Raw genomic sequence first — 19,731 nt, 5'->3', positions numbered from 1 at the left:
ACCCCCGCTTCGGCCCTGCAAGGGCCTCGTCCTCAAACGCCGGACGGGCTGAAAATCAGCCCCTCCGGCGTTTGAGGAGCGGGGGTTTGGGGGCGGAGCCCCCAAGGGACGGGAATGGGCAGGGGCGGAGGGGGCGAAAAAAACCTGTCGCAGCGCCTACGCCCCCCTGACCTTCAATGCCCGCTCCAGGTCGTCGAGTTGGTCGGCGAGTTTGCGGCGGAGGGCCGGGATGGGGTCTAGGTCGCGGAGGCAGGTTTCGCCGAGGGCGAGGGTGTCCGGGCTGACGGCGTACGCGGGGAAGGCCCAGCGGCCGGCGGCATCGGCGATGGCAGGGCCGCGGCGGGCGGCGAGGGCGACGGCGTCGGGCCAGTAGCGCTCGACGTACTCCCTGACGAGGTCGGCCTGTTCGGGCTGCCAGAAGCCCTGGGCGGTGGCGGTGAAGAGGTAGTTGGAGAGGTCGTCGGTGGTGAACATCGACTCCCAGGCGGCGCGTTTGGCCTGCGGGTCTGGCAGCGCGGCGCGGCAGCGGGCGGCGCCTTCCTGGCCGGTGGCGCTGGGGTCCTGGACGAGTTCGGCGTCGATCACGGCGTCGTCGATCGCGCCGTGGACGGCGAGCCGGCCCAGGATGCGCCAGCGCAGCTCGGGGTCGAGCTCGGGTCCGCCGGGGACGGTGCCCTCGGAGAACCAGGCGCTGATGGTGTCGGGGTGGGCGGCGACGTCGATGAAGTGGCGTACGGCGGTGAGGCGCAGGCCCGGGTTGGTGCCGTCCTCGGTGCGGCGGATCAGGTCGCGGCACAGGGAGGTGAGGGTGGCGAGGGCGGTGGGCCGGTCCTCGGCGGGCAGGTAGCGGTCGGCGACCTGGGCGGCGGCGAAGGACAGGACGCCTTGGACGAGGGCGAGGTCGCTCTCGTGCGGGAGGTGGGCGCGGGCGGCGTCCACGTAGGCCATGGCAGGGAGTTCGCCGTCGCGTACGGCGTCGCGCAGGGCGTTCCAGACGACGGCGCGGGTCAGCGGGTCGGGCAGGCCCGACAGGGCGGCGTGGACGGTCGTGAAGGACGTCGGGTCGAATCGGATCTTGGCGTACGACAGGTCGCCGTCGTTGAGGAGCAGCAGGTCGGGGCGGCGGCCGGGGCCGAGCTTGACGGATTCGCCCTGAGGTACGTCGAGTTCGAGGCGGTCTCGCAGGACCAGCTGGTTCTCGCCGGCCGGGAGGGTGTCGTATGCGCCGACGGCGATGCGGTGGGGGCGGCTTCCCTGGTGTGTGACCGTGAGGTGCCAGTGGCCCTCGGCCTCGCTGATCGAGGGTGTCAGCGTGTCGACGCCGGTGGTGCGCAGCCAGCTGTCGGCCCAGGCGTGTACGTCCCGTTCGGTCGCTCCGGCGAGGGAGTCGATGAAGTCGGCGAGGTTGGCGTTGCCGAACTTGTGGCGGGCGAAGTGGGTGTTGATGCCGGCGAGGAAGTCCTTCTCGCCGAGCCAGGCGACGAGTTGGCGTAGGGCGGAGGCGCCCTTGGCGTAGGAGATGCCGTCGAAGTTGAGCATGGCGGAGGCGGTGTCGGGGACGGCGTCGGGGTCGGGGGCGACGGGGTGGGTGGAGGGGCGTTGGTCGGCGTCGTAGCCCCAGGGTTTGCGGGTGACGCCGAAGTCGGTCCAGGTGTGGGTGAATCGGGTGGCTTCGGTGAGGGTCTGGTAGCCCATGTACTCGGCGAAGGACTCGTTCAGCCAGATGTCGTCCCACCAGCGCAGGGTGACGAGGTCGCCGAACCACATGTGGGCCATTTCGTGGGCGATGACCATGGCGCGGGTCTGGCGCTCGGTGTCGGTGACGGCGGAGCGGTAGATGAACTCGTCGCGGAAGGTGACGAGTCCGGGGTTCTCCATGGCGCCGGCGTTGAACTCGGGGACGAACGCCTGGTCGTAGGAGTCGAAGGGGTAGGGCTCGTCGAACTTCTCGTGGTAGCGGTCGAAGCAGTCGCGGGTGATGCCGAGGATCTCGTCGGCGTCGGCGTCCAGGTAGGGGGCCAGTGAGCGGCGGCAGTGGATGCCGAAGGGGAGGCCGCGGTGTTCGGTGCGTACGGAGTGCCAGGGGCCTGCGGCGACGGCGACGAGGTAGGTGGAGATGAGCGGGGTCGCGGCGGCTTCCCAGCGGCCCTCCCCCAGGTGTTCGGTGACGCCGTTGGCGAGGACGGTCCAGCCCTCGGGGGCGGTGACGGACAGTTCGAAGACGGCCTTGAGGTCGGGCTGGTCGAAGGCGGCGAAGACGCGCTGGACGTCTTCCATGAACAGCTGGGTGTAGAGGTAGGTCTCGCCGTCGGTGGGGTCGGTGAAGCGGTGCATGCCTTCGCCGGTGCGGGAGTAGCGCATGGCGGCGTCGACGCGCAGTTCGTGCTCGCCTGCGGTCAGGCCCTTGAGCGGCAGCCGGTTCTCGTCGAGGGTCTCGGGCGCGAGGGGCTGCCCGTCGAGGGTGACGGAGCGCAGCTCGGCGGGCTTCAGCTCGACGAAGGTGTCCGCGTCGGCGCGGGCGGTGAAGCGGATGACGGTCCTGGAGTCGAAGGTGTCGTCCCCGCCGGTCAGGTCAAGGGCGATCCCGTAGTGGTGGACGTCGAGGAGCTTGGCTCGGGTCTGCGCTTCGTCGCGCGTCAGTACGGACATGGGGACATGCTGCCTGATGCGTCTGACAGCGCACAGGGGTGGACCGGTATGCGGCTTTTACGCCCCGTTTCCGGAGGGCTACGAGGTCTGGTCCTGCTCCAGCTTCCCGTGGTCGGGGTCGCGCTGAAGGGGGACGCGGGTGTCGGGGTGCGTGCGCGTGGGGCCCGGGATGTGTTCCTTGACCAGGGCGCGCAGTTCGCGCACTTCACGTTCCAGGCTCTGGTAGCGCTGGTGGGTGTCGTACAGGTAGCGGACTTTGGTGCGCAGCGTCCAGGGGTCGATGGGTTTCATGACGAGGTCGGCGACGCCGAGACCGAAGGCGGCGGAGGTCAGTTCGGCGTCGGGGCCGAAGCCGGTGACCAGCAGGATGGGGATGTGCTGGGTCTGTTCCAGGCGCCGCATGTAGCGCACGACGTCGAGGCCGCTGACGCCGGGCATGCGCACGTCGAGGACGAGCAGTCCGACCTGGCCGCGCAGGACTTCCTTGAGTGCCTCGTCGCCGCTGGTCGCCCGTGACAGGAGGTAGCCCAGCGGGGCCAGGGCGCTCTCGAGGGCGTACAGCGTGTCCTCGTGGTCGTCGACGATGAGGATCTTGGCGTCCGAAGGCATGGCCCGACGTCCCCTCGTTTGGACATACCAGCTTATGCCCGTCCGGACTCACGACGTGTGTCCGTGGTTGACAAGGAGTGCTCGACACAAAGGCGGCGCAGAGTGCTCAGCGCAGGATGCCGGGTCGGACCGCCCGGTGTCACTCCCCCGTTGCGGCTGCGGGGCCGTCGACGCCGTCCGCGATGCGCTCGTGGTGGCGGATGACCTCGGCGATGATGAAATTGAGCAATTTTTCGGCGAAGGCCGGATCCAGCTTGGCGTTCTCGGCGAGCCTGCGCAGTCGGGCGATCTGGTGGGATTCGCGGGCCGGGTCCGCGGGGGGCAGTTGGTGGGCGGCCTTGAGGTGACCGACCTGCTGGGTGCACTTGAAGCGCTCGGCGAGCATGTGCACGACGGCGGCGTCGATGTTGTCGATGCTTTCGCGCAGCCGGGCCAGTTCGGCGCGAACGGCCGGGTCGACCTGGCTGCCCGCGCCGCCGGCCGTCTCGTTGGTGTTACTGGTGCTCATGAGGACCAACCCTAAGGGGCGTGCGGACACTCTCCATGGGGCGGGCGGATGTTCCCGCGTGGTCTGCGGATGTTCCCGCGTGGCATGCGCGCGCTCCCTGCTGTCCGGCGATGGACGTGGCTGGAACGCGTCGCCGGCGAGGGCCCGCAGGGGGACCGGGACGGCGCCCGTGGCCCGTACCGCGGTTCAACGCTCGGTCTTCAGCACCTCTCAGCGTTCGGTCTTCAGCACCTTGTGGAAGTGCACGTCCTGATGACCTCCTGGAATGCCCTCCGTGCGGCCCGACTCGCGGTACCCGTGGCCCTGGTAGAAGCCAGGGGCCTGGAAGGTGAAGGACGAGACGATCGCCTCGGTGCAACCTCGCCCGGCACCCTCCTCCTCGGCCGCCCGCAGCAGCTTGCTCCCCCAGCCCGCGTGACGCTGGTCCTCGCGTACCCACAGCATGTCGATCGCGCAGACGCTGCCCCAGACCCAGGCGGTGAGGCCGCCGACGAGTTCGCCGTCGGAGTCGGTCACCCGGACGGAGAGCGGTACCGGCTCTCCGGCGCCGGTGGCACGGCTGTTGAAGGCGGTCAGCTCGTCGTCGAGGCGCTGCTGCAACGTCTCGTCCTTACCTCCGACCTGCAACGACGCGGGGACGGGGGGCTGATGTCCGGTACTCATGGCGCGGAGTATGTCAGCGTCGGGGGGCAGGGTTCGAACACTTTTCCTGAGGCGGGCACGGCGAGGTGCGCCCGGCCAGGAACGCACAGCCGGATAGCACACAGCCGGATACGCACGACAGGGCGCCCGCGACACCAGAGCAGGCCGCGGACGCCCACGAGAATACGTACGCCGGCAGTGAGCCAGCGATCAGAGAGTCGCCGCGGCGCTGGCGATGGCCGACGCGAACGTCGAGACCTCGGAGTAGACGCCGGGGGCGTTGGCCCGGGCGCAGCCTATGCCCCAGCTGACGATGCCGACCTGGATCCAGGCGTTGGCGCTGTCCCGGCGGAACATCGGGCCGCCGGAGTCGCCCTGGCAGGTGTCGACGCCGCCCGCGGCGTAACCGGCGCAGATCTCGTCGCCGGCGACGAGACCGCTGTAGCCGCTGTAGGAGCGACAGGTGGCGTCACTGACGAAGGGCACGGTGGCCTTCAGCAGGTAGCGCTGCTGGGCGCCGCCCTCGCTGGCCGATCCCCAGCCGGCGACGGTGAAGGTGCCGGTGTTGTACGCCGTGGTGGTGGCGATCTTCAGGGTGGACACGGTGGTGATGGGCGAGGCCAGCTTGATGAGCGCCCAGTCCTTGCCGGTGCCGTTGTAGCCGGGGGCCCGGTAGACGTAGGTGGACTTGACCTGGACCCGTCCGGTGGTGGACTGGAGGTCGACGACGCCGGCGGTGGCGGTGATGCTGGTGTTGGCGCCGGTGCCGCTCACGCAGTGCGCGGCGGTGAGCACGATCTGCTGGGTGTAGAGCGCGCCGCCACAGCCCATGGAGAGGCGGACCATGAACGGGAACTCGCCCTGCGCGGCCCGGGTGCCGCCGACGACGGGCGCGGGTGCGGCCTGTGCGGTGGAGAGGGGCTGGAGGGAGACGGCCGCGAGGAGTACGGCACCGATGGCGAGCGATCTCTTGACGCCGGTGAACTTCTTCAGGAACTTCAACGTGCTTCCCTTCGTGGGGGGTTGAACGCGCGGCGGGGAGCCGCACGTCACGCACAGCACTGGGACGCGGCACCGATAGTGCCGAGCGACCCGAGACGCATGGCATGTTCCTGCCAAGCTGTTGCGGATTATGGAGAGCACGCCGCGACCCCGGCAAGGGGCTCATTCCGGCCACGCCCGCTCAACCACCCTCTTCCGCGCTCCGCCGCGCGACGGAACCGCGGTCTACGTTGGAGGTCGGTCCCGACGGAACCCCGGCCGACATCGGAAGTCCGGTCCCGACGGAACCGCGCCTGACATTGGAAGTCGGTCCCCATGGAACCCGGCCTACAGTGGAAGTCAGTCCCGGCGTCTTCAGGGGGTGCGGACGTGGCGAACGGCGGACCCGTCGAGCACGGCTTCCCGCACCTCGACACGGTGCGGGCCTCGATCACCGCGCTCTACAGACGCCTCTCGTACGACACCGTCCACACCTTCGCGACCAGCGTGGCCCCCGCGGACGTGGCGTTCAGCGACACCGACGACCTGCACCTGGGCGCCCAGCGCGTGGCCCAGGAGATGGTGCGCCACTACCACCTCCCGGACGCCCGGATGATCATCGGTTTCCGCGAGATGACCCACGCGGCGAACGTCGAACTCGCCGCGGGCCCCGAGTACTTCATCGAACTCAACGACCGGTTTCGTACCCACCGCCGGGACATCGGTGCCGCCCTCGCCCACGAGGTCATGCACGTCTATCTGCACCGCCTGGACCTCGCCTTCCCCGGCACCCGGGACACCGAGATCCTCACGGACACCGCGGCGACGTATCTCGGCGCGGGCTGGCTCCTTCTCGACGCCTACCGCGAGGACGCGGCCTCCTCGCAGAAGCTCGGTTATCTGACGCCGGAGGAGTTCGGATACGTCCTCGCCAAACGCGCCCTGGTCTTCGGCGAGGACCCCTCGATCTGGTTCACCAGTCCCCAGGCGTACACGGCGTACACCAAGGGCATGGCCCAGGCCCGCCGCGACGAGCAGCAGCAGCCGCTGACCGCGGCCGGCTGGGCGGGCCGCCGCCGCTACGCCAAGGACCGCCGCTACGCCCAGGACCACCCCGCCCACGACTCACAGCCCGGCGTCCCCTACACCTTCAGCCCCGACGGCCGTGGCTCACTCCGCGTGTCGTTCCCCTGCCCGACCTGCCACCAGCGGATCAGGGTGCCGGTGCGCGGCCGGGTACGGGCTCGCTGCGCGCTGTGCCGGACGGTGCTGGAGTGCGACACGTAAGCGTCGAGAGGGGTGGGAGGAGTGAGGCAGAACACCCCAAAAGCCTTTGCCTCGGGCGCCCTTCGGGAGCGAGGGTCGAAGGATGAGCAAGAACGACCCCGCGGCGCTTGTCTTCACCGCTGTGTACGAGGGTGACGAGGACGCGGTCGTACGGCTGCTGCGTTCCGGCGCGGATCCGGAGTCCGTGGACGAGGACGGGCAGACGGTGCTGTACCTGGCGGCGGTGAGCGACCAGCCCGACATCGTACGACTGCTGCTTGCGGCCGGCGCCGCGCCCGACCGGCTCAGCGCGGGTTCCGACGCTCCGCTGTGCGGGGCGGCCTGCGGCGGGCACACGGAGGTCGTACGGGCCCTGCTGTCGGCCGGGGCCGCGCCCGACACGGTGGAGGAGCACGGGTTCACCGCGCTGGCGTGGGCGCTGCGGTGCGGCCATGTCGCGGTGACTGAGGCCCTCCTCGCGAGCGGCGCGGACCCGGACCGTCCCGGACCGACCGGCGAAGCCCCACTGGTGGCGGCCGCGCGCCGGGGTTCCCCGGGCTGTGTACGTGCCCTCCTCACGCACGGTGCACAGGCCCGGTCCGAGGCCCTGGCCGAGGCGCGCCGCTGGCTGACCCTCGATGTGGAGGCCGAACTCCGTGCGGGCCTGGAGAAGGCCTACGGCCCTGGCTGCCGCTTCGTCACCCACCGCTACCCGGACGACGGCGGCGTCATCGTCGAGGTCCAGCTCCTCAACCCGGAAGGCCGCCCGGTGGCGGGAAACGACCAGCAGACGGGGCATCTCGAGATAGCTACTTTGCTCGAAGCGATCCTGGGCAGGACGGGGGCCTGAGCGGGGCGGGTTGGGTTGGGTTTTTTCGCCCCCGCCGCCCCTGGCCGTCCCGTTCCTGAGAGCTCCGCAGGGGTTAGCCCCTCCGGCGTTCGAGGAGCGGGGGTTTGGGGGCGGAGCCCCCAAGTGACGGGAATGGGTAGGGGCGGAGGGGGCGAAAAGCCCCAAGGCCCAGCCCCCACCAGCTCACTCCACCCCATACACCGCCCCCGGCACCTCCGCCCCCGCCAACAACTTCAGCGCAGCATCCCCGGCTTCCGCCGGAGTCCACCGCGCCCCCTTGTCCACACCGGGCCCCGCCCGCCACCCCTCCATCACAGTGATCCGCCCGCCCTCGGCCTCGAAGACCCGCCCGGTGACACCGGCACTCGCCGCGGACCCGAGCCACACCACCAACGGCGACACGTTCTCGGGAGCCATCACATCGAAGGAGCCGCCGTCAGGCGCGGCCATCGCCGCCGCGAACACCCCCTCGGTCATCCGCGTCCGCGCAGCGGGAGCGACCGCGTTGACCTGAACCCCGTACCGCCCCAACTCGGCGGCCGCGACCAGCGTCAGCCCGACGACCCCGGCCTTGGCGGCGCTGTAGTTCCCCTGCCCGACCGACCCCAACAGCCCCGCTCCACTGCTGGTGTTCACCACCCGCGCCCGGGGCGGCCGCCCGGCCTTGGCCTCCGCCCGCCAGTACGCCGCCGCGTGCTTCAACGGCAGAAAATGTCCCTTCAGATGAACCCGCATCACGGCGTCCCAGTCGTCCTCTTCGAGGTTGACCAGCATCCGGTCCCGCAGGAACCCGGCGTTGTTGACGAGGGTGTCGAGGCGCCCGTACGTCTCAAGTGCGGTGCGTACGAGGGACGCGGCGCCCTCGGTGGTCGCGACGTCACCGCCGTGGGCCACCGCCGTCCCGCCCGCCGAGCGGATCTCATCGACGACCTGCCCGGCGGGAGAGTCGGGACCTGGCGTGCCGTCCGGACCGACGCCGAGGTCGTTGACGACGACGCGCGCGCCCTCGGCGGCGTACGCGCGCGCGTGCGCCCGCCCGAGCCCGCGCCCCGCACCCGTGACGACGACAACGCGCCCCTCGCAGAGCAGCGGTCCACTCATCTCAGCTCTCCTTGTTGGCGGTTGCGGCATCGAGGAAGGCGGGCCGTTCGCCCCCGCCGTGGACCAGGAGACTCGCTCCGCTGATGTACGCGGCGGCGGTCGAGGCGAGGAAGACGGCGGCCTCTCCGACGTCGCAGGGCTCGGCGAGGCGGCCCAGCGGCACGGTCCGGGAGACGGCGGCGACGGCGTCCTCGTCGCCGTAGTGCAGGTGCGAGCTTTCGGTGCGGACCATGCCGACGACGAGGGTGTTGACCCGGACGTCGGGGGCCCACTCGACGGCCATCGACCGGGCCAGGTTCTCCAGGCCCGCCTTCGCCGCCCCGTACGCCGCCGTGCCGGGCGACGGCCGCGTCCCGCTCACACTGCCGATCATCACGATCGACCCCTTGGCCCGCTGGAGATGGCGGTACGCGGCCAGCGAGGCGGTCAGCGGTGCGGTGAGGTTGAGCTCGATCACGCGCGCGTGGCGTCCGGCGTCCGATTCCGCGAGCGGCCGGTAGGGGGAGCCGCCCGCGTTGTTGACGAGCACGTCGAGCCGGGGCAGGGCGTCGAAGAAGTCGCGGACGGCGGGCGGGTCCCGCAGATCCACGGGTGCGAACGCGGCGCCCTCGACCGGCACTTCGGGCGGACGGCGTGCGCAGACCACGACCTTCGCGCCCGCTTCGACGAAGGCCCGCGCGATCCCGGCCCCGACCCCGCGGGTGCCGCCGGTGACGACGACGATCCTGCCCGCGTCGCCGAGATCCACGTTGTCCACAGGGCCTCCCGCTGGGATGCATTCGCTGCTAGCTTCGAAATCTCACCTAACAAACGTTTGGTGGAAAGATAGCTGAAGGTAGCTGATGTGCCCATGGGTGTCTCCACCTCGAACCCGGAAAAGGGGATCTCCGTCGTCACGGCCGACTTCCCGCCGGTGAACGCACTGCCCGTGCGGGGCTGGTTCGACCTGGCCGACGCCGTCCGCGCGGCGGGCCGTGACCCCGGGACCCGCTGTGTCGTGCTGACGGCCGCGGGCCGCGGTTTCAACGCGGGCGTGGACATCAAGGAGATACAGCGGGACACCACCGGCCCTGCACGGGGCCATGGCGTGCTCATAGGCGCTAACCGGGGCTGCTTCGAGGCGTTCGCGGCGGTGTACGAGTGCGAGGTGCCGGTGGTGGCGGTGGTGCAGGGCTTCTGTCTGGGCGGCGGGATAGGTCTCGTCGGCAACGCGGACGCGATCGTGGCGAGCGACGACGCGACCTTCGGGCTGCCCGAGCTGGACCGCGGGGCGCTCGGCGCGGCCACCCATCTGGCCCGCCTGGTGCCGCAGCACCTGATGCGCGTCCTGTACTACACCTCGCGCACCGTGACCGCTGCCGAGCTGCACGCGCACGGCTCGGTGTGGAAGGTCGTGCCGCGTGCCGAACTGCGCGCGACCGCCCTGGAGCTGGCCCGCGAGATCGCCGCGAAGGACGGCCGTCTCCTGCGGCTCGCCAAGGCCGCCATCAACGGAATCGATCCCGTCGACGTACGCCGCAGCTACCGCTTCGAGCAGGGCTTCACCTTCGAGGCCGGCCTCAGCGGGGTGGCCGACGACGTCCGCGACACCTTCGGCGAGTCCGGCAAGTCCGGTGAGTTCGGCAGGGAGGCCACCCAGTGAGCGACAAGACCATGTCGGCCCAGGAAGCCGTGGGCCGTCTGGAGAGCGGGATGACGCTCGGCATCGGCGGCTGGGGCTCACGCCGCAAACCGATGGCCCTGGTGAGAGCACTGCTCCGGTCCGAGATCACCGATCTCACCGTCCTCTCGTACGGCGGCCCGGACGTGGGTCTGCTCGCCGCCGCCGGACGGATAAGGAAGCTGGTGACCGCGTTCGTGACCCTCGACTCGATCCTGCTCGAACCGCACTACCGCGCGGCGCGCGAGAGCGGGGCCTTCGAGCTGATGGAGGTCGACGAGTCGATGTTCATGTGGGGACTGCACGCCGCCGCGAACCGGCTGCCGTTCCTGCCTGTGCGCGCCGGGCTCGGCTCGGACGTGATGCGGGTCAACCCCGGGCTGCGGACGGTCACTTCGCCGTACGCCGACGACTTCACGGTGGGCGCCAAACCATCAGAGTTGCCGGGCGGGCCCTCGGGCATCCGCGAGGAGTTCGTCGCCATGCCCGCCCTCCGCCTGGACGCGGCGCTGGTCCATATGAACCGCGCGGATCGACTGGGCAACGGCCAGTATCTGGGCCCGGACCCGTATTTCGACGACCTGTTCTGCGAGGCGGCCGACGCGGCGTACGTCTCCTGCGAGCGCGTCGTCGACACGGCGGAGCTGACCAAGGAGGCCGCGCCGCAGACCCTGTTGCTCAAGCGGTCGAGCGTGACGGGCGTCGTCGAGGCGCCGAACGGCGCGCACTTCACGTCCTGCGCCCCGGACTACGGCCGCGACGAAGCCTTCCAGAAGCTGTACGCGACCACGCCGTACGCCGAGTTCGCCGAGCGGTTCCTCGACGGCGACGAGCACGCCTATCAGAGCGCCGTCCAGGCCTGGCAGAAGGAGCGGCACCAGTGAGCCCGACACCGGCCGAGTATTGCGTGATCGCCTGCGCCGAGGCCTGGCGGGACAACGGCGAGGTACTCGCCAGCCCGATGGGCCTGATCCCGTCCATCGGTGCCCGTCTCGCCAAGCGCACCTTCTCCCCCGACCTGCTGCTCACCGACGGCGAGGCGATGCTCGTCGCGCTCGACGGGACACCGGAGGGCTGGCTGCCGTACCGGCACCACCTGGCCATGGTGAGCGGCGGGCGCCGGCACGTGATGATGGGCGCGAGCCAGATCGACCGCTTCGGCAACCAGAACATCTCGTGCGTCGGCGACTGGGACAGGCCCAGGCGCCAACTGCTCGGCGTGCGCGGCGCACCGGTCAACACCCTGAACAATCCGACCAGTTACTGGATCCCGAAGCACTCCCCGCGGGTGTTCGTCGGCAAGGTCGACATGGTGTGCGGTGTGGGGTACGACCGTGCCGCCGCCGCGGGTCCGAGCGCCACCCGCTTTCACCGCATCCCGCGCGTGGTGACCGACCTCGGCGTCTTCGACTTCGCCACCCCCGACCACTCGATGCGCCTCGCCTCCCTGCACCCGGGGGTCACCGTGGAGCGGGTCAGGGAGGCGACGGGCTTCGAGCTGCACATCCCCGCCGAGGTGCCGTACACCCGCGAACCGACGTCGGCGGAGCTGGAGTTGATCCGCGAGGTCATCGACCCGAAGGGCACGCGGGACCGCGAGGTGCCCGGCGCGGCCGGCACCAGGGCCGGGGCCGCCGGGGCCAGGGCCGGGGGGCGCTGATGGACACGGCGCTCACCCGGCTCGTCGGAGTCCGCCACCCGATCGTGCAGACCGGCATGGGCTGGGTGGCGGGCCCCCGGCTGGTCTCCGCGACGGCGAACGCGGGCGCGCTGGGCATCCTGGCCTCCGCGACGATGACCCTCGACCAACTCCGCGACGCCATACGGGAGGTCAGGTCCCGCACGGGCGCAGCGTTCGGTGTGAATCTGCGGGCCGACGCCGGGGACGCGGGCGACCGGGTGCGGATCATCATCGACGAAGGCGTGCGCGTTGCCTCCTTCGCGCTCGCCCCTTCCCGCGAGCTGATCGCGGAGCTGAAGGACGCGGGCGTGGTCGTCATCCCCTCCGTCGGGGCGCGCCGGCACGCCGAGAAGGTGGCCGCCTGGGGCGCCGACGCCGTGATCGTGCAGGGCGGCGAGGGCGGCGGACACACCGGCGAGGTGGCGACGACGGTGCTGCTTCCGCAGGTGGTGGACGCGGTCGCCATCCCGGTCGTGGCGGCGGGCGGATTCCATGACGGGCGGGGGCTGGTGGCCGCACTGGCCTTCGGCGCGGCGGGCATCGCCATGGGCACGCGGTTCCTGCTGACCTCCGACTCGACGGTCCCCGACGCGGTGAAGGCGCGGTACCTGGCGGCGACGGTCAAGGACATCACGGTCACGACGGCCGTCGACGGCCTCCCGCACCGCATGCTGCGTACGGACCTCGTCGACTCCCTGGAGAACTCCGGCCGCACGAGGGCCCTGGCCCACGCCGTCCACCGGGCCGCCGCCTTCCGGAAGATATCCGGCCTCTCCTGGCCCGCCATGATCCGCGACGGCCTCGCGATGAAGCACGGCAGGAACCTGTCCTGGAGCCAGGTCCTGCTCGCGGCCAACACCCCGATGCTGCTCAAGTCCTCCATGGTGGACGGCCGCACGGACCTCGGGGTGATGGCCTCCGGCCAGGTCGCCGGGGTGATAGACGACCTGCCGTCGTGCGCGGAGCTGGTGGACCGGATCATGAGCGAGGCGGAGGAGACGTTGAAGTCCTTGGAGCTGCTCAGAGCCGCTCGATGATCGTCACGTTCGCCTGGCCGCCGCCCTCGCACATGGTCTGGAGTCCGAACCGGCCGCCGGTGCGCTCCAGTTCGTGCAGCAAGGTCGTCATCAGTTTTACGCCGGTGGCGCCCAGTGGGTGGCCGAGGGCGATCGCGCCGCCGTTGACGTTGACCTTCGCCGGGTCGGCGCCGGTCTCCTTGAGCCAGGCGAGGACGACCGGGGCGAAGGCCTCGTTGATCTCGACGAGGTCGATGTCGCCGATGGACATGCCGGCCTTCTTGAGGGCGTGGGCGGTGGCCGGGATGGGGGCCGTCAGCATCCGGATGGGGTCCTCGCCGCGTACGGAGAGGTGATGCACGCGGGCGCGAGGCGTCAGCCCGTGTTCCCGGACGGCCCGCTCGGAGGCGAGGAGCATGGCGGCGGCGCCGTCGGAGACCTGGGAGGAGCAGGCGGCGGTGACGGTACCGCCGTCGATGACGGACTTCAGCGCCGCCATCTTCTCCAGCGAGGTGTCCCGGCGCGGGCCCTCGTCGACCGTGACCTCGCCGTACGCCACGGTCTCGCGGGCGAAGCGGCCCTCGTCGATGGCGCGGACCGCCCGCTGGTGGGATCGGAGCGCGAACTCCTCCTGGTCGCGGCGGCTGATCCCCCACTTGGCGGCGATCAGCTCGGCGCCGTGGAACTGGTTGACGGGCCGGTCGCCGTAGCGCGCCCGCCAGCCCTCGCTGCCCGCGAAGGGGCCCTGGGTCAGGCCGAGCGGTTCAGCGGCCTGGCGGGAGGCGAAGGCGATGGGTATCTGGCTCATGTTCTGGACGCCGCCCGCGACCACCAGGTCCTGGGTGCCGGACAGGACGCCCTGGGCGGCGAAGTGCACGGCCTGCTGGGAGGACCCGCACTGCCGGTCGACGGTGACTCCCGGCACCTCCTCGGGCAGCCCGGCCGCCAGCCAGGCGGTGCGCGCGATGTCCCCGGCCTGCGGCCCGACCGTGTCGAGGCACCCGAAGACGACGTCCTCGACGGCTGCCGGGTCCACGCCCGACCGCTCGACCAAGGCGCCCAGGACATGCGCGCCGAGGTCGGCCGAGTGGACGCCGCTCAGGCCTCCCCTGCGCCGCCCGACAGGCGTACGGACCGCTTCGACGATGTAGGCCTCGGCCATGACAACTCCCTCAGGAACTGACGGACATGGGACTCGCGGACATGGGGCTGCCGGATATGGGGCGGGCGGACATGCGCTATTCGCGTACGGAGATCCCGTCGAGGACCATCGACAGGTACTGCCGGGCGATCTCCTCCGGGCTGTGGTGGCCGCCGGGCCGATACCAGGACGCGGCGACCCACACGGTGTCGCGCACGAACCGGTAGGTGAGCCGGATGTCGAGGTCGGCCCGGAAAACTTCGGCGGCGACACCACGCTCCAGCGTGCTCAGCCACGCCTTCTCGAAGTTGCGCTGCGACTCGGCGAGGAACGCGAACCGCTGCTGCGCGGCGAGGTGCCGGGACTCCTTCTGGTAGATCGCGACGGCGGCGCGGTGCCGGTCGATCTCCCGGAAGGACTCGGTGACCAGGGCCTCCAGGGTTTCCCGGGGGCCGAGTTCGGCGTCCAGGACGGTGTCGTACCCGTCCCAGAGCTCGTCGAGGAAGGTCCGCAGGATCTCCTCCAGCATCGATTCCTTGGAGTCGAAGTGGTAGTAGAGACTGCCCGCGAGCATTCCGGCCTGGTCCGCGATCTTGCGGACGGTGGTGGCGTTGTAGCCCTGCTCGGCGAAGACCTCGGCGGCCGTGTCGAGCAGTTCGCGGCGCCGCTCGGGCGAGGCGGTCACCTGGGGCTTCTTCTTGGTAGGCACGGGCCCATTGTGGTCCTGCCGGTCCTGCCGGTCCTGTGACCCTCGTATCCACGCATGCCTGCCGCCTCGCCCCTACGCGTGCTGGCTGCTGACGGAGACGACTTCCCCGGTCATGTACGAGGAGTAGCCGGACGCCAGGAACACGATCACGTTGGCCACCTCCCAGGGCTCGGCGTACCGCCCGTACGCCTCGCGTGCCGTCAGTTCGTCAAGCAGTTCCGGCGTGGTCACCTTCGCCAGGTGCGGGTGCATGGCGAGGCTCGGGGAGACGGCGTTGACCCGCACGCCGTACGAGGCGGCCTCGATCGCCGCGCACCGGGTGAGCGCCATGACCCCGGCCTTCGCGGCGGCGTAGTGGGCCTGCCCGGCCTGGGCGCGCCAGCCGACGACGGAGGCGTTGTTGACGACGACGCCGCCTCCACCCTGCGTCTTGAGTGACCGCAGGGCCGCGCGGGTGCACCGGAAGGTGCCGCCCAGGGTCACGTCGAGCACCCTCGACCACTGCTCGTCGGTCATGTCCACGAGGTCCGAAGTCCCGCCGAGACCGGCGTTGTTGACCACTATGTCCAGGCCGCCGTGCAGTTCCAGAGCATCGTCGAAGAGGGCTTGGACCTGGTCCTCGTCGGTGACATCGCAGGGCAGCGCGGCGACGCTCGCGGCGCCGAACTCCGCCGCCAGAGACTCGGTGCTCTCCTTGAGCCGCCGCGCGTGCGCGTCGCTGATCAGCACGCGGGCGCCCTCCTCCAGGAACCTGCGCGCCGTGGCCCCACCGATGCCGGCGCCGGCCGCCGCGGTGATGACGGCGGTACGCCCCTTCAGCAGCCCGTGCCCGGGTACGTACGCCGGGCTCTCGACGTCGCTCATAACCTCACGCTAACCTACCAAACACTTGTTAGGGAAGCCTGCCATCGAAGGGCTCCCCCGAAGGCTCCGCAGGCCCCTAAGGCTGCAAAAGCTCCTTCGAACTCCCCCCTCCCCCTCCTGAAGACCCCGAAGGGTGCCGCCCATGGATCTCGCCCACTCCCCCGCCGACGAGGCCTTCCGTGCCGAGGCCCGGGCCTGGCTGGCCGCCCACGTGCCGCCCGTCCCCCTCCCCTCCCTGGAGACCGAGGAGGGCTTCGCCGCCCACCGAGCGTGGGAGGCCGAACTCGCCGCGGACCGCTGGTCGGTGGTGTCGTGGCCGGCGGAGTACGGCGGCCGGGGCGTGGACATCGTGCGGTGGCTGGTCTTCGAGGAGGAGTACTACGCGGCGGGCGCGCCGGGCCGGGTCAGCCAGAACGGCATCAACCTGCTGGCCCCCACCCTCTTCGACCACGGGACGCAGGAGCAACGCGCGCGCGTACTGCCGTCGATGGCCACGGGCGAGACCATCTGGGCGCAGGCGTGGTCCGAGCCCGAGGCGGGTTCCGACCTGGCCTCGCTGACCTCCCGCGCGGTGCGCACGGAGGGGGGCTGGCTGCTGAGCGGGCAGAAGACGTGGTCGTCACGGGCCGCGTTCGCCGACCGCGCGTTCGGCCTCTTCCGCAGCGAGCCGGACGCTTCCCAGCGCTCGGCCTCACTCGCGCGGGCGGTGCCCCCATCGCCCCACCAGGGCCTCACCTACCTGATGTTCGACCTGCGCGCACCGGGCGTGACGGTCCGCCCGATCGGCCGCCTGGACGGCAAGCCAGCCTTCGCCGAGCTCTTCCTGGACTCCGTCTTCGTCCCCGACGCGGACGTGATCGGCGAGGTGGGCCAGGGCTGGCGGGTCGCCATGTCGACAGCGGGCAACGAACGCGGTCTGACGCTCCGCTCACCGGGCCGCTTCCTGGCCGCCGCCGACCGGCTGGCCGACCTGTGGCGCACCCACGGCGACCCCTCGGACACGGCTTTGCGCGACCGGGTGGCCGACGCGGTGATCGGCGCCCGTGCGTACCAGCTCTTCACCTACGCGGGCGCCTGCCGTTTCGCCGCCGGAGAGCCGATCGGCCCGGAGTCCAGCCTGAACAAGGTCTTCTGGTCCGAGTACGACATCACGCTGCACGAGACTGCACTCGATCTACTGGGCCCTGAGGGCGAGTTGGCGGACACCGACTGGTCCGAGGGCTATGTCTTCTCCCTCGCCGGACCCCTTTACGCCGGCACCAACGAGATCCAGCGCGACATCATCGCCGAGCGCCTCCTCGGCCTGCCGAAGGGCCGCCGCTGATGCGCTTCCTCCTCGACCCCGAGCAACGCGCCCTCGCCCACTCCCTGAACAGGCTGCTGACGGCGGCGGACACACCGGCCGTCATCCGTGCGTGGGCCAGGGGTGACCGCGCCCCCGGCCGCGCCCTGTGGTCCCGCCTCGCCGACGCGGGCGTCTGCGCACTGGCGATACCGGAGGAGTACGAGGGGGTGGGCCCCCTTCCCGTGGAACTTGCCGTCGCCTTCGTCGAATTGGGCCGCCACGGGGTACCAGGCCCGCTGGTGGAGACGGTGGCGGCGGCCGCGCTGCTCACCGAGCTCGGCGAGCCGGGGCACGGCAAGTCGGGGCTCGGCGAGTCAGACCCCGCCAAGCGCCTCCTGCCGGCACTCGCCTCGGGCGAGGCACTGGCGACCGTCGCCCTGCCGGGCGGTGGCCCGTTCGTACTGGACGCGGAAGCGGCGGACCTGCACCTTGCGGTACGGGACATCGGCACGCACCCGGAACTCCAGCTGACGACAGGGGCCACCGGCGCGCCCGGACAAGAGCAATCCACCCCGCGTCCCTCTCTGGACCCCGCCCGCCACCTCGCCCTCCCCCGCCCCGGCGGCGAACTCCTCGCCAGCGGTCCCCAGTTGACGCGCGCCGCCACCCAGGCCCTGATCTGGGCCCGGCTCGCCACGGCCGCCCAAGCACTCGGTGTCGGACTCGCCCTCCTCGACAGGACGGTGGCGTACGTCAAGCAGCGCACCCAGTTCGGCGTCCCCATCGGCTCGTTCCAAGCCGTCAAGCACCAGCTCGCGGACGCGAAGATCGCCCTGGAGTTCGCGCGGCCCCTGCTCTTCGGCGCGGCGCTGTCCATGGCACCGGCGGACGTCGCCGCGGCCAAGGTCACGGCCGGTGAGGCGGCGTACGCCACCGCCCGTACGGCGCTCCAGTTGCACGGCGCGATCGGCTACACCGCCGAGTACGACCTGTCCCTCTGGCTCACCAAGGCCCGCGCCCTGCGCACCGCTTGGGGCAGCCCGGCCGAGTGCAGAGCGGAAGTCCTCGGCGCCCTCAGTGGTGGTGATCCTCGCTCGTGAGCTCCCGGTACTCCTCCACCGTCGGCTTGGGGATCTGAGTGCCGGGCCCGTACATGGCCCGGGCGAGCCGCGCGCGCAGCCTGTGGGAGGGGCCGACGCGGCGGGTGACGCCGTTGGCGTCGACGAGCGGACCCACGTCGTACGGCGGCGCCTGCTCGTGCTGGGTGAGCGCGAACCGCTGTTCCTGCGTGAGCGGTTCGTGGACCTCGACGAACTCGCCGTGCGGCAGCCGCTTGACGAGGCCCGACTCGCGCCCGTGCAGCACCTTTTCGCGGTCCCGGCGCTGCAGCCCCAGGCAGATCCGCCGCGTGACGACGAAGGCGAGCACCGGCACGACGAAGAAGCCGATCCGCACGAACCACGTGATCGTGTTGATCGACAGATGCAGATGCATGGCCACGATGTCGTTGCCGCCGCCGATCAGCAGCACCCCGTACAGACTCAGCCAGGCCACGCCAAGACCCGTACGGGTGGGCACGTTGCGCGGCCGGTCCAGGACGTGGTGCTCGCGTTTGTCCCCGGTGATCCAGGTCTCGATGAACGGATAGACGACGATGGCCATCATGATCAGCGGGAAGAGCATGAAGGGGATGAAGACGCCCAACTGGAGTGTGTGGCCCCAGCCGTTGATCTCCCATCCCGGCATCACCCGGATCAGTCCCTCGGAGAAGCCGAGGTACCAGTCGGGCTGTGCGCCGGTCGTCACCAGGTCCGGGCGGTAGGGGCCGAACGCCCACACGGGGTTGATCGTCGCGATCGCGCCCATCATCGACAGCGCCCCGAAGACGAGGAAGAAGAAGCCGCCCGCCTTGGCCGTGTAGACCGGCATGAACGGCATACCGACGACGGACTTCTCGTCCCGTCCGGGCCCGGGGTACTGCGTGTGCTTGTGGTAGAAGACCAGGATCAGATGGACGACCACCAGGCCCAGCATGATCCCGGGCAGCAGGAGTACGTGGATCGGGAAGAACCGCGGAATGATGTCGTGGCCCGGGAACTCCCCTCCGAAGAGGAAGAAGGAAAGGTACGTCCCCAGCACCGGGACCGACAGGATGGCGCCCTGCGCGAAGCGGACGCCGGTGCCGGAGAGCAGGTCGTCGGGGAGCGAGTAGCCGGTCAGTCCGGTGATGAGACCGAGCATCAACAGGGTCCAGCCGAACACCCAGTTGACCTCGCGCGGCTTGCGGAACGCGCCGGTGAAGAACACCCGCATCATGTGCACGAGCATCCCGGCGACGAACACGAGCGCCGCCCAGTGGTGGATCTGCCGGATCAGCAGTCCGCCGCGTACGTCGAAGCTGATGTCGAGCGTGGACTCGTACGCCCGCGTCATGATGACGCCGTTGAGCGGTTCGTACGAGCCGTTGTAGACGACCTCGACGCCGCTCGGCTCGAAGAACAGCGTGAGGTAGACCCCGGTGAGGATCAGGATGAGGAAGCTGTAGAGGCAGATCTCGCCCAGCATGAACGACCAGTGCTCCGGAAAGACCTTGCGCAGATTGGGCTTGGCCTGCGCGTACAGCCCGAGCCGCCCATCGGCCCAGTCCGCGAGGCGCTCTCCCTTGCCGACCTCGGCGGGCCGTCCGGCCGGCGAGCTGCCGGCTGTCCGCCCGTTCTCCGAAGTCCCCGTATTCCGACCGGAGTTGATTTCTCGCGCGTCGCCCATATA

The 19,731-nt window shown here is 70.7% G+C and carries 19 protein-coding genes; 8 read left to right on the top strand and 11 right to left on the bottom strand.

Features of this window, described 5'->3' with window-relative positions; all coding sequences use genetic code 11:
• Positions 1-156: 156 nt before the first annotated feature.
• From pepN to AB0N66_RS03115, 5 genes are all read right to left on the bottom strand, one after another.
• Positions 157-2,649, bottom strand: a complete 2,493-nt coding sequence (gene pepN / locus AB0N66_RS03135; RefSeq protein ID WP_365427776.1) for an aminopeptidase N — start codon at positions 2,647-2,649, stop codon at positions 157-159.
• 78 nt (positions 2,650-2,727) lie between these two features.
• Positions 2,728-3,258, bottom strand: coding sequence for a response regulator (locus AB0N66_RS03130; RefSeq protein WP_365427773.1), 531 nt, complete (start codon positions 3,256-3,258; stop codon positions 2,728-2,730).
• A gap of 139 nt (positions 3,259-3,397) precedes the next feature.
• A complete protein-coding gene (locus AB0N66_RS03125; RefSeq protein WP_365427770.1) occupies positions 3,398-3,766 on the bottom strand; it encodes a chorismate mutase in 369 nt (122 codons plus the stop codon).
• A 210-nt stretch (positions 3,767-3,976) separates the two neighbouring features.
• Positions 3,977-4,429 carry a GNAT family N-acetyltransferase gene (locus AB0N66_RS03120; RefSeq protein WP_365427767.1) on the bottom strand — a complete coding sequence of 151 codons (453 nt, stop codon included), beginning with the start codon at positions 4,427-4,429 and terminating at the stop codon, positions 3,977-3,979.
• A 189-nt stretch (positions 4,430-4,618) separates the two neighbouring features.
• Positions 4,619-5,401, bottom strand: coding sequence for a serine protease (locus tag AB0N66_RS03115; RefSeq protein ID WP_365428461.1), 783 nt, complete (start codon positions 5,399-5,401; stop codon positions 4,619-4,621).
• Positions 5,402-5,779: 378 nt separating this feature from the next.
• Between AB0N66_RS03115 and AB0N66_RS03110 the strand changes: the two genes are divergently transcribed.
• The gene (locus AB0N66_RS03110; RefSeq protein WP_365427764.1) at positions 5,780-6,676 is read left to right on the top strand and encodes a hypothetical protein; all 897 of its coding nucleotides are present in this window, start codon (positions 5,780-5,782) and stop codon (positions 6,674-6,676) included.
• Between the two features lie 82 nt (positions 6,677-6,758).
• A complete protein-coding gene (locus AB0N66_RS03105) occupies positions 6,759-7,505 on the top strand; it encodes an ankyrin repeat domain-containing protein (protein ID WP_365427761.1) in 747 nt (248 codons plus the stop codon).
• Between the two features lie 183 nt (positions 7,506-7,688).
• Here AB0N66_RS03105 and AB0N66_RS03100 read toward each other — a convergent pair whose 3' ends face one another.
• Together AB0N66_RS03100 and AB0N66_RS03095 are read right to left on the bottom strand one after the other, a co-directional pair.
• On the bottom strand, positions 7,689-8,606 hold the full coding sequence (locus AB0N66_RS03100) for an SDR family oxidoreductase (protein ID WP_365427758.1): 918 nt from the start codon (positions 8,604-8,606) through the stop codon (positions 7,689-7,691).
• Position 8,607: 1 nt separating this feature from the next.
• Complete coding sequence (locus AB0N66_RS03095; protein WP_365428458.1) at positions 8,608-9,354, bottom strand: SDR family oxidoreductase; 747 nt, start codon at positions 9,352-9,354, stop codon at positions 8,608-8,610.
• 102 nt (positions 9,355-9,456) lie between these two features.
• Between AB0N66_RS03095 and AB0N66_RS03090 the strand changes: the two genes are divergently transcribed.
• Genes AB0N66_RS03090 through AB0N66_RS03075 form a run of 4 tightly spaced genes read left to right on the top strand, consistent with a single transcriptional unit; the run spans position 9,457 to position 12,984 of the window.
• Positions 9,457-10,248: an enoyl-CoA hydratase family protein gene (locus AB0N66_RS03090; RefSeq protein WP_365427755.1), complete on the top strand. Its 792-nt coding sequence runs from the start codon at positions 9,457-9,459 to the stop codon at positions 10,246-10,248.
• Complete coding sequence (locus tag AB0N66_RS03085; RefSeq protein ID WP_365427752.1) at positions 10,245-11,150, top strand: CoA-transferase; 906 nt, start codon at positions 10,245-10,247, stop codon at positions 11,148-11,150. Before AB0N66_RS03090 ends, AB0N66_RS03085 begins: the two co-directional genes overlap by 4 nt.
• A complete protein-coding gene (locus AB0N66_RS03080) occupies positions 11,147-11,926 on the top strand; it encodes a CoA-transferase (protein WP_365427749.1) in 780 nt (259 codons plus the stop codon). The genes AB0N66_RS03085 and AB0N66_RS03080 overlap by 4 nt, the downstream gene beginning before the upstream one ends.
• Positions 11,926-12,984: a nitronate monooxygenase gene (locus tag AB0N66_RS03075; protein WP_365427746.1), complete on the top strand. Its 1,059-nt coding sequence runs from the start codon at positions 11,926-11,928 to the stop codon at positions 12,982-12,984. The genes AB0N66_RS03080 and AB0N66_RS03075 overlap by 1 nt, the downstream gene beginning before the upstream one ends.
• Here the strand turns inward: AB0N66_RS03075 and AB0N66_RS03070 are convergent.
• The 3 genes from AB0N66_RS03070 to AB0N66_RS03060 all read right to left on the bottom strand — a co-directional run bounded on the left by AB0N66_RS03070 (position 12,968) and on the right by AB0N66_RS03060 (position 15,677).
• On the bottom strand, positions 12,968-14,125 hold the full coding sequence (locus AB0N66_RS03070) for an acetyl-CoA C-acetyltransferase (protein ID WP_365427743.1): 1,158 nt from the start codon (positions 14,123-14,125) through the stop codon (positions 12,968-12,970). The genes AB0N66_RS03075 and AB0N66_RS03070 overlap by 17 nt on opposite strands.
• Positions 14,126-14,201: 76 nt before the next feature.
• The gene (locus AB0N66_RS03065) at positions 14,202-14,813 is read right to left on the bottom strand and encodes a TetR/AcrR family transcriptional regulator (RefSeq protein WP_365427741.1); all 612 of its coding nucleotides are present in this window, start codon (positions 14,811-14,813) and stop codon (positions 14,202-14,204) included.
• Between the two features lie 72 nt (positions 14,814-14,885).
• A complete protein-coding gene (locus tag AB0N66_RS03060) occupies positions 14,886-15,677 on the bottom strand; it encodes an SDR family oxidoreductase (protein ID WP_365427738.1) in 792 nt (263 codons plus the stop codon).
• A 142-nt stretch (positions 15,678-15,819) separates the two neighbouring features.
• Here AB0N66_RS03060 and AB0N66_RS03055 point away from each other — a divergent pair, with 142 nt between their 5' ends.
• Positions 15,820-17,001 carry an acyl-CoA dehydrogenase family protein gene (locus AB0N66_RS03055; protein WP_365427735.1) on the top strand — a complete coding sequence of 394 codons (1,182 nt, stop codon included), beginning with the start codon at positions 15,820-15,822 and terminating at the stop codon, positions 16,999-17,001.
• Complete coding sequence (locus tag AB0N66_RS03050; RefSeq protein ID WP_365427732.1) at positions 17,001-18,062, top strand: acyl-CoA dehydrogenase family protein; 1,062 nt, start codon at positions 17,001-17,003, stop codon at positions 18,060-18,062. Before AB0N66_RS03055 ends, AB0N66_RS03050 begins: the two co-directional genes overlap by 1 nt.
• Here AB0N66_RS03050 and AB0N66_RS03045 read toward each other — a convergent pair.
• Positions 18,037-19,728: a cytochrome bc complex cytochrome b subunit gene (locus tag AB0N66_RS03045; RefSeq protein ID WP_365427729.1), complete on the bottom strand. Its 1,692-nt coding sequence runs from the start codon at positions 19,726-19,728 to the stop codon at positions 18,037-18,039. The two genes, AB0N66_RS03050 and AB0N66_RS03045, sit on opposite strands and share 26 nt — an antisense overlap.
• Positions 19,729-19,731 lie beyond the last annotated feature (3 nt).

Origin of the sequence: Streptomyces sp. NPDC093544 (assembly GCF_040683495.1) — a bacterium.
Classification (GTDB): domain Bacteria; phylum Actinomycetota; class Actinomycetes; order Streptomycetales; family Streptomycetaceae; genus Streptomyces.
This window is presented reverse-complemented; position numbering and strand designations above follow the sequence as displayed.

Bases quoted from the DNA above. Each gene is read 5' to 3' on its own strand.
- AB0N66_RS03075 (WP_365427746.1), top strand. From the start codon at position 11,926: ATGGACACGGCGCTCACCCGGCTCGTCGGAGTCCGCCACCCGATCGTG.
- AB0N66_RS03045 (WP_365427729.1), bottom strand. From the start codon at position 19,728: ATGGGCGACGCGCGAGAAATCAACTCCGGTCGGAATACGGGGACTTCG.
- AB0N66_RS03050 (WP_365427732.1), top strand. From the start codon at position 17,001: ATGCGCTTCCTCCTCGACCCCGAGCAACGCGCCCTCGCCCACTCCCTG.
- AB0N66_RS03130 (WP_365427773.1), bottom strand. From the start codon at position 3,258: ATGCCTTCGGACGCCAAGATCCTCATCGTCGACGACCACGAGGACACG.
- pepN (WP_365427776.1), bottom strand. From the start codon at position 2,649: ATGTCCGTACTGACGCGCGACGAAGCGCAGACCCGAGCCAAGCTCCTC.
- AB0N66_RS03105 (WP_365427761.1), top strand. From the start codon at position 6,759: ATGAGCAAGAACGACCCCGCGGCGCTTGTCTTCACCGCTGTGTACGAG.
- AB0N66_RS03070 (WP_365427743.1), bottom strand. From the start codon at position 14,125: ATGGCCGAGGCCTACATCGTCGAAGCGGTCCGTACGCCTGTCGGGCGG.
- AB0N66_RS03060 (WP_365427738.1), bottom strand. From the start codon at position 15,677: ATGAGCGACGTCGAGAGCCCGGCGTACGTACCCGGGCACGGGCTGCTG.
- AB0N66_RS03120 (WP_365427767.1), bottom strand. From the start codon at position 4,429: ATGAGTACCGGACATCAGCCCCCCGTCCCCGCGTCGTTGCAGGTCGGA.
- AB0N66_RS03055 (WP_365427735.1), top strand. From the start codon at position 15,820: ATGGATCTCGCCCACTCCCCCGCCGACGAGGCCTTCCGTGCCGAGGCC.
- AB0N66_RS03090 (WP_365427755.1), top strand. From the start codon at position 9,457: ATGGGTGTCTCCACCTCGAACCCGGAAAAGGGGATCTCCGTCGTCACG.
- AB0N66_RS03125 (WP_365427770.1), bottom strand. From the start codon at position 3,766: ATGAGCACCAGTAACACCAACGAGACGGCCGGCGGCGCGGGCAGCCAG.
- AB0N66_RS03100 (WP_365427758.1), bottom strand. From the start codon at position 8,606: ATGAGTGGACCGCTGCTCTGCGAGGGGCGCGTTGTCGTCGTCACGGGT.